Origin of the sequence: Pseudomonas sp., from assembly GCF_049645325.1 — a bacterium.
Lineage (GTDB): Bacteria > Pseudomonadota > Gammaproteobacteria > Pseudomonadales > Pseudomonadaceae > Aquipseudomonas.
In genome coordinates this window covers 1-4,054 of sequence record NZ_JBARTQ010000148.1, presented here as the reverse complement: position 1 = coordinate 4,054, position 4,054 = coordinate 1, and the positions used below count along the sequence as shown (strand labels likewise).

General features: G+C 58.8%; 4 protein-coding genes. All 4 read left to right on the top strand.

Annotated features, from left to right (window positions below; all coding sequences use genetic code 11):
* Positions 1-191 precede the first annotated feature (191 nt).
* The 4 genes from WBB95_RS06430 to WBB95_RS06415 all read left to right on the top strand — a co-directional run bounded on the left by WBB95_RS06430 (position 192) and on the right by WBB95_RS06415 (position 3,918).
* Positions 192-1,568 carry an L-serine ammonia-lyase gene (locus WBB95_RS06430; RefSeq protein WP_424486801.1) on the top strand — a complete coding sequence of 459 codons (1,377 nt, stop codon included), beginning with the start codon at positions 192-194 and terminating at the stop codon, positions 1,566-1,568.
* 39 nt (positions 1,569-1,607) lie between these two features.
* Positions 1,608-2,732 carry a glycine cleavage system aminomethyltransferase GcvT gene (gene gcvT, locus WBB95_RS06425; protein WP_424486800.1) on the top strand — a complete coding sequence of 375 codons (1,125 nt, stop codon included), beginning with the start codon at positions 1,608-1,610 and terminating at the stop codon, positions 2,730-2,732.
* A gap of 389 nt (positions 2,733-3,121) precedes the next feature.
* Positions 3,122-3,334 carry a cold-shock protein gene (locus tag WBB95_RS06420; protein ID WP_014339904.1) on the top strand — a complete coding sequence of 71 codons (213 nt, stop codon included), beginning with the start codon at positions 3,122-3,124 and terminating at the stop codon, positions 3,332-3,334.
* Positions 3,335-3,429: 95 nt separating this feature from the next.
* Complete coding sequence (locus tag WBB95_RS06415; RefSeq protein WP_424486799.1) at positions 3,430-3,918, top strand: RDD family protein; 489 nt, start codon at positions 3,430-3,432, stop codon at positions 3,916-3,918.
* Positions 3,919-4,054 lie beyond the last annotated feature (136 nt).

Here is a 4,054-nt window from a genome sequence, read left to right as displayed (position 1 = left end):
ACGCATAACCTGAGGCTGTGCTCCATTTAATGTGAAAGCTGGCTTGTGTGGGAGCTGGCTTGCCTGCGATAGCATCACCTCGGTCTGTCTGATAAACCGAGGTGCCTGCATCGCGGGCAAGCCCGGCTCCCACATTGACCGAGTTCAACCACAAGATTCTCGCCCAATAATAAGAAACCGGAGAACAACTCATGTCTTTAAGCGTGTTCGACCTGTTCAAGATTGGCATCGGCCCCTCCAGCTCTCACACCGTTGGCCCGATGCGCGCCGCCGCCCGATTCGTCGAAGGCCTCAAGCGCGACAACCTGCTGAGCGCCACCGCCGGCATCAAGGTGGAACTCTATGGGTCGCTGGGCGCCACCGGCAAAGGCCACGGCAGCGACAAGGCCGTGCTGCTGGGCCTGGAAGGCGAACACCCGGACACCGTGAACACTGAAACCGTGGCCGCACGCCTCGCGCAAATGCGCAAGGACGGTCGCCTGAATTTGCTCGGCGAACACAGCATTGCGTTCAACGAGAAAGAACACCTGGCGATGATTCGCAAACCCCTCGCCTACCATCCCAACGGCATGATTTTCCGTGCCGTCGACGCCGCCGGCATCCAGATTCGCAGCCGCGAGTATTACTCGGTCGGCGGCGGGTTCGTGGTGGATGAAGACGCCGCCGGTGCCGACCGGATCGTCGAAGACGCCACGCCCTTGACCTTCCCCTTCAAGCACGCCAAGGACTTGCTCGGCCATTGCAGCACCTACGGGCTGTCGATCAGCCAGGTGATGCTGACCAACGAAAGTGCCTGGCGCCCGGAAGCGGAAACGCGCGCCGGCCTGCTGAAGATCTGGCAAGTGATGCAGGACTGCGTGGACGCCGGCTGTCGCAATGAAGGGATCTTGCCCGGCGGCCTGAAGGTCAAGCGCCGTGCTGCTGCGTTGCATCGTCAGCTGTGCAAAAACCCCGAATCGGCGTTGCGCGACCCGTTGTCGGTACTCGACTGGGTCAACCTTTATGCGCTGGCGGTCAACGAAGAAAACGCCAATGGCGGGCGCGTGGTCACGGCGCCCACCAACGGTGCGGCCGGGATTGTGCCGGCGGTGCTGCATTACTACATGCGCTTTATTCCAGGCGCGAACGAAGACGGCGTGGTGCGCTTTCTGCTCACCGCCGCCGCCATCGGCATTTTGTACAAGGAAAACGCGTCGATCTCCGGCGCCGAAGTCGGCTGCCAGGGCGAGGTCGGCGTGGCCTGTTCAATGGCGGCCGGCGCGTTGTGCGAAGTGTTGGGCGGCACGGTTTCCCAGGTGGAAAACGCCGCCGAGATCGGCATGGAACACAACCTCGGGCTGACCTGCGACCCGATTGGCGGGCTGGTGCAAGTGCCCTGCATCGAGCGCAATGCGATGGGCTCGGTGAAGGCGATCAATGCGGTGCGCATGGCGTTGCGCGGCGATGGGCAGCATTTTGTGTCCCTCGACAAGGTCATCCGCACCATGCGCCAGACCGGCGCCGACATGAAAAGCAAATACAAGGAAACCGCCCGTGGCGGTTTGGCGGTCAACATTATCGAGTGCTGACGCCCAAAGGCGCGTCGGCACGTTTTTCAGGAGCTGAATATGTCCACCGAAACCCTGTTGAAAACCCCACTGCACGCGCTGCACATCGAGCTTGGCGCACGCATGGTGCCCTTCGCCGGCTATGACATGCCGGTGCAATACCCGCTGGGCGTGATGAAGGAACATTTGCACACCCGTGATCAAGCCGGGCTGTTCGACGTGTCCCACATGGGCCAGATCCGCCTGACCGGCGCGAATGCCGCCAAGGCCCTGGAAACCCTGGTGCCCGTCGACATCATCGACCTGCCCGTCGGCATGCAGCGCTACGCCATGTTCACCAATGACGAGGGCGGCATTCTCGACGACCTGATGGTCGCCAACCTGGGCAACGACGAACTGTTCCTGGTGGTCAACGCCGCCTGCAAGGATCAGGACCTGGCCCACCTGCGCAAACACATCGGCGACCAGTGCAGCATCGAGCCGCTGTTCGAAGAACGTGCCCTGCTCGCCCTGCAAGGCCCGGCGGCAGTGAAGGTACTCGCGCGCCTGGCGCCGGAAGTCACCAAGATGACGTTCATGCAGTTCGCCACCCTGCGCCTGCTGGGCGTGGACTGCTATGTCAGCCGCTCCGGCTACACCGGTGAAGACGGCTTTGAAATCTCCGTGCCTGCAGCCAACGCAGAAGCGCTGGCGCGCAGCCTGCTGGCCGAGACCGAAGTACAAGCCATCGGCCTGGGCGCGCGCGACTCGCTGCGCCTGGAAGCCGGCCTGTGCCTGTACGGCCACGACATGAACACCGAGACCACACCGATCGAAGCCAGCCTGTTGTGGGCGATCTCTAAGGCCCGTCGTGCTGATGGCGCACGCGCCGGTGGTTTCCCTGGCGCTGATCAGATCTTCACTCAACAGCAAGCCGGTGTAAGCCGTAAACGCGTCGGCCTGCTGCCCCAGGAACGCACGCCGGTGCGTGAAGGTGCGGAAATCGTCGATGAGCACGGCACCGTAATCGGCACCGTCTGCAGCGGCGGCTTTGGCCCGACTCTCGGCGGCCCGCTGGCCATGGGTTACCTGGACAGCGCCTTTATTGCACTGGATACCGAAGTGTCTGCGTTGGTGCGTGGGAAAAAGGTGCCACTACGTGTAAGTAAAATGCCATTCGTGCCACAACGTTACTATCGTGGTTGATTGACTGTTCCTATAAGTAACGCGGTTGCGTTAGCGTGCACTAAACTGTAACGCAACCGCCATAAAACAGTGCATTGACGATAGTCAATGTAATAGGTGAAAACCTATAACAAGTGACCAACTCTATCGAATAATGTGGATCCACAGCGTGTACAAAAGTGTAATCAACCCGAGCAAAACCTGGGCTTTTGGCAGGGCTTGTTTTTTCTGCATTAGTTGGCGTAAAGTTTGATCACTGTGTTTGCATGGGTCGCTTTGAACCTGGACCTGGGCAGTAGCCAACGTTTGCTACAACCCGTTCGACGTCTCTTACTTTCCTGCAACTCAGCCCAGTACTCTTTCATGTGAAAGGGGCTGTCATTAATTTTTAGCGTCAAGGAAATAAGAAAATGGCTGATCGTCAGAGCGGTACCGTCAAGTGGTTTAACGACGAGAAAGGGTTTGGTTTTATCACTCCAGAAAGCGGTCCGGATCTGTTCGTGCATTTCCGCGCTATTCAAGGCAACGGCTTCAAGAGCCTGAAAGAAGGCCAGAAAGTGACGTTCGTTGCCGTGCAAGGCCAGAAAGGCATGCAGGCTGACGAAGTACAAGCAGAAGGCTGATCCCTCCTGCGACAAAAAGCCTCTGATGGTGACATCAGAGGCTTTTTTATGCGCGATTGTTCGTAGAATGGCTTTTTTCTCCAGAGAGCCCGGCCATGTCCAAACCCCTGCTGAGTCCCCAAGGCGAGTTTCCCGCCGTTGGCCTGGGCCGCCGTCTGGCAGCGATGTTCTATGACTTTCTGTTGTGCACCGCCTTGCTGATCGTCACGGCGTTTATCTACAAGCTGGTGTGGATGGGGTTTATCGGCGAAGCCAAAATGCGCGCACTTACCGAGTCCGGAGCGCTGGACGGTGACCCGCTGTTGTCGACGATTTTGTTTTTTGTGCTGTTTGGGTTTTTTGCCAAGTTCTGGACGCATTCGGGGCAGACGCTGGGGATGCAGGTGTGGGGTGTGCGGGTGCAGAACGCTGATGGGTCGCGGATCAGTTTGTGGCAGGCGTTGTTGCGGTTTGTGGTGTCGATTGCGTCGTGGTTGTGTGTGGGGCTGGGGTTTTTCTGGTCGTTGGTTGATAAGCAGAAGCGCAGTTGGCATGACATTTATTCGGATACGCGGTTGGTTCGGGTGCCCAAGAAGGTTAAGTAGGGTTGGGGTGGGTTGTGGGGGGTATATCCGTTATTTGGGTGAGGGCTGCCTATGGTTCCGCTCTTACAGCGGCTCACTTTTGATAGAGCGCAAAAGTAAGCAAAACGCTCTTGCCCCTCCACTCGGCACCTCGCCT

What these genes read in the sequence shown, in the direction of transcription:
- WBB95_RS06430 (WP_424486801.1), top strand. Translation starts at nt 192, where the DNA reads ATGTCTTTAAGCGTGTTCGACCTGTTCAAGATTGGCATCGGCCCCTCC.
- gcvT (WP_424486800.1), top strand. Translation starts at nt 1,608, where the DNA reads ATGTCCACCGAAACCCTGTTGAAAACCCCACTGCACGCGCTGCACATC.
- WBB95_RS06415 (WP_424486799.1), top strand. Translation starts at nt 3,430, where the DNA reads ATGTCCAAACCCCTGCTGAGTCCCCAAGGCGAGTTTCCCGCCGTTGGC.
- WBB95_RS06420 (WP_014339904.1), top strand. Translation starts at nt 3,122, where the DNA reads ATGGCTGATCGTCAGAGCGGTACCGTCAAGTGGTTTAACGACGAGAAA.